The organism is Kitasatospora sp. NPDC091257 (assembly GCF_044757675.1).
GTDB classification, from domain to species: domain Bacteria; phylum Actinomycetota; class Actinomycetes; order Streptomycetales; family Streptomycetaceae; genus Kitasatospora; species Kitasatospora lactacystinica.
The window spans coordinates 1-2,984 of sequence record NZ_JBIVVI010001118.1; the positions used below are offsets into that span (position 1 = coordinate 1).

The 2,984-nt window shown below is 71.3% G+C and carries 2 protein-coding genes and 1 pseudogene; 1 reads left to right on the forward strand and 2 read right to left on the reverse strand.

Features of this window, described 5'->3' with window-relative positions; translation table 11 throughout:
* A pseudogene (locus tag ACIQOV_RS35135) lies at positions 1 to 77 on the forward strand (cob(I)yrinic acid a c-diamide adenosyltransferase); the annotation flags it as partial.
* Between the two features lie 103 nt (positions 78 to 180).
* Here the strand turns inward: ACIQOV_RS35135 and trpS are convergent.
* Positions 181 to 1,314, reverse strand: coding sequence for a tryptophan--tRNA ligase (gene trpS, locus ACIQOV_RS35140; protein ID WP_401054901.1), 1,134 nt, complete (start codon positions 1,312 to 1,314; stop codon positions 181 to 183).
* Positions 1,315 to 1,493: 179 nt separating this feature from the next.
* Positions 1,494 to 2,984: APC family permease (locus ACIQOV_RS35145; RefSeq protein ID WP_401054902.1), on the reverse strand; the 1,491-nt coding region annotated here is incomplete at its 5' end.

The window sequence follows — 2,984 nt, forward strand, 5'->3', positions numbered from 1 at the left end:
GTACGCCCGGGGCGGCCCACCTGCACCTGGCCTGCACGGTGGTGCGGCGGGCCGAGCGCTCGACCTGGTCGGCGATCGCGACCGCCCGGTGACGATATGCCCCGTGTCAACCGGCCGATGTCCGCGGGAGGCGGTCCGCTGTCCGGACGGCCTCGGCGGGCTCCGGCGGGTGAGCGCTCTTCAGATGGCCGCCCCCATCACCTCCCGGACCTCGGCGAGGGTGGCGTCGGCGACGGCGTTGGCCCGCTCGGCGCCGTCGCGCAGGACCTGCCGCAGGTGGCCCCGGTCGACGGCGAGTTCGGCGCGGCGGGCGCGCATCGGGCGGAGGAACTCGTTGACGGACTCCGTGACGGTGCGCTTGAGCGCGGCGGCGCCGCCGTCGCCGATCTCCTCGGCGACGGCCTCGGGGGCGCGGTCCTGGCAGAGGGCGGCGAGCAGGACGAGGCTGGAGACTTCGGGACGGTTGACCGGGTCGTAGCCGATCCGGCGGTCGGCGTCGGTCCTGGTGCCGCGGATGATCCGGGCGGTCTCGTCCTCGGTGGCGCCGAGGGCGACCGCGTTGCCCCGGCTCTTGCTCATCTTGCCGCCGTCGGTGCCGAGCAGCATCGGGGCGTCGGAGAGCAGGGCCTGCGGTCGGGGGAAGACGGCGCTGCCGTCGGCGTGCGGGTAGCGCTCGTTGAAGCGGCGGGCGACGGTGCGGGCGACTTCGAGGTGGGGCAGCTGGTCCTGGCCGACCGGGACCAGGTCGGCCTTGCAGAAGAGGATGTCGGCCGCCTGGTGGATGGGGTAGGTGAACATCAGCCCGCTGACGGCGGCCTGCCGGGAGTGGGTGATCTCGTCCTTGACGGTGGGGTTGCGCCCCAGTTCGGCGACGCTGACCAGGCTGAGGAAGGGGAGCAGCAGCTGGTTGAGGGCGGGGACGGCGCTGTGCGGGAAGATCGTCGCCCGCTCGGGGTCGAGGCCGGCGGCGAGGTAGTCGAGGACGAGGTTCTCGGTGTGCTCGGCGAGCCGGTCGGCGAGGTCGCGGTCGGTGATGACCTGGTAGTCGGCGACCACGACGAACATCTCGACTCCCTGGTCCTGGAGCCGGACCCGGTTGCGCAGGGTGCCGAAGTAGTGGCCGAGGTGGAGCGGTCCGGTGGGCCGGTCCCCGGTGAGGACGCGGTGGGCGGTCGGATCGTCGACCGGGGCGGACGGAACGGACGTGTCGGCGGCGGCGGTCGCGAGAGCGGTGGTCGCGGAGGCTGTGCTCCCGGAAGCTGTGCGCGCGGAAGCGGTGGTCGCAGTGGTGGTCACGGCGGCGGCGGTGGTCAAGGTCTCTCTCCTCGGTGCGGCGGCGGTGGCGGCCGTCCGGGGCGAGGAACCCGTCCTGCGGGGAAACGCAGCAGGGCCGTCCATCCCGGACGGCCCTGGTCAGGCAGGTGTGGTGGCCGTCCTAGGACGGCCACCAGCACAGGCCCACGAAGCGCTTCATGCAGCCCACAGTAACGGCGTCAGTCCTCCACGACCAGTGCCGGGGTGTCCTTGTGCAGCGTCTCGCCGCGGAAGAACTCCGGCCGGATGAAGCCGTACCAGGTCATCAGCGCGGCGCCGAGCAGCAGGATGCCGACGCCGATCACGAAGACCGAGCCGATGCCGAAGACCGAACCACTGCCGTAGTCCGGGTCCCAGGCGTCGGTGAGGGTCTGGAGGAAGACCGCGGTGAGCAGCACGCCGCCGAGGAGCGGGGCGGCGCCCTTGAGCAGCAGGTCGCGGACACCGCCGCGCAGCGAGCGGCGGAAGTACCAGACGCATGCGAAGGCGGTCAGCGCGTAGTAGAAGCAGATCATCAGGCCGAGCGCCAGGATGGTGTCCTGGACGACGTTCTCGCTGATCAGGCTCATGCCGACGTAGAAGACCGCGGTGGCGATGCCCGCCGCGACGGTGGCGTAGCCGGGGGTGCGGAAGCGCGGGTGGACGGCGCCGAAGCGCGGCGGCACGGCGCGGTAGGCGCTCATCGCGAGCAGGGTGCGGGCCACCGGGATGAAGGTGGTCTGCAGGCTGGCGGCGGCGCTGGCGACGACGGCCAGGAAGAGCAGGATGCTCCACGGCGAGCCGAGCACCGGACGGGCCAGTGCGGCGAAGACGTTGTCGGCGGTGGCCGGGTTGTCGAGGCCGTTGCCGGTGCTGCCGACGCCCGCGAACATCTGGGAGGCGATCGCGACCAGCAGGTACGAGCCGACCAGGGTGACCATCGAGATCATCGCGGCGCGGCCGGGGGTCTTGGCGCTGCCCTGGGTCTCCTCGTTCATGGTCAGGCAGGTGTCCCAGCCCCAGTACATGAAGATCGACAGCGACAGTCCGGCGGTGAACGCGCTGAACGAGCTGACCTGGAGCGGGTTGAGCCAGGAGAAGGAGAAGCCGATCGAGTCGGGCAGGTCACCGGAGGCGGCCTTGCCGATGGCGATGGCGGAGAAGAGCAGCAGCACGGCCAGTTGGAGGCCGACCAGGCTGTACTGGAACCACTTGGTGGCGGTCATCCCCCGGTAGCTCATCGCGGTGGCGCCGGCGATCAGCAGGACCACGGTGAGCAGGTGGACGGCCTTGTTCTGGTCGAGTTCGGTGACCCAGCCGCTGCCGGTCATCTCCCCGAGCATCAGGTACAGGAAGTCGGTCGCGACCCCGGCCAGGTTGGAGAGCACGATGATGGTCGCCACCGTCAGCCCCCAGCCGGCCATCCAGCCGACCCGGGGGCCGAAGGCCCGGACGCCCCAGGTGAAGGACGTGCCGCAGTCCGGGAAGTCCTTGTTCAGCTCCTTGTACGCGAACGCGACGAGCAGCATCGGCAGGAAGCCCGCCAGGAACACCGCGGGCATCTGGACGCCGACCGCGGTGACGGTCGGTCCGAGTGTCGCTGTCAGGCAGTAGACCGGGGCGACCGTCGAGACGCCCAGCACCACACTGCTCAGCAGGCCGACGGAACCGCCCCGTAGACCCTTGTCCCC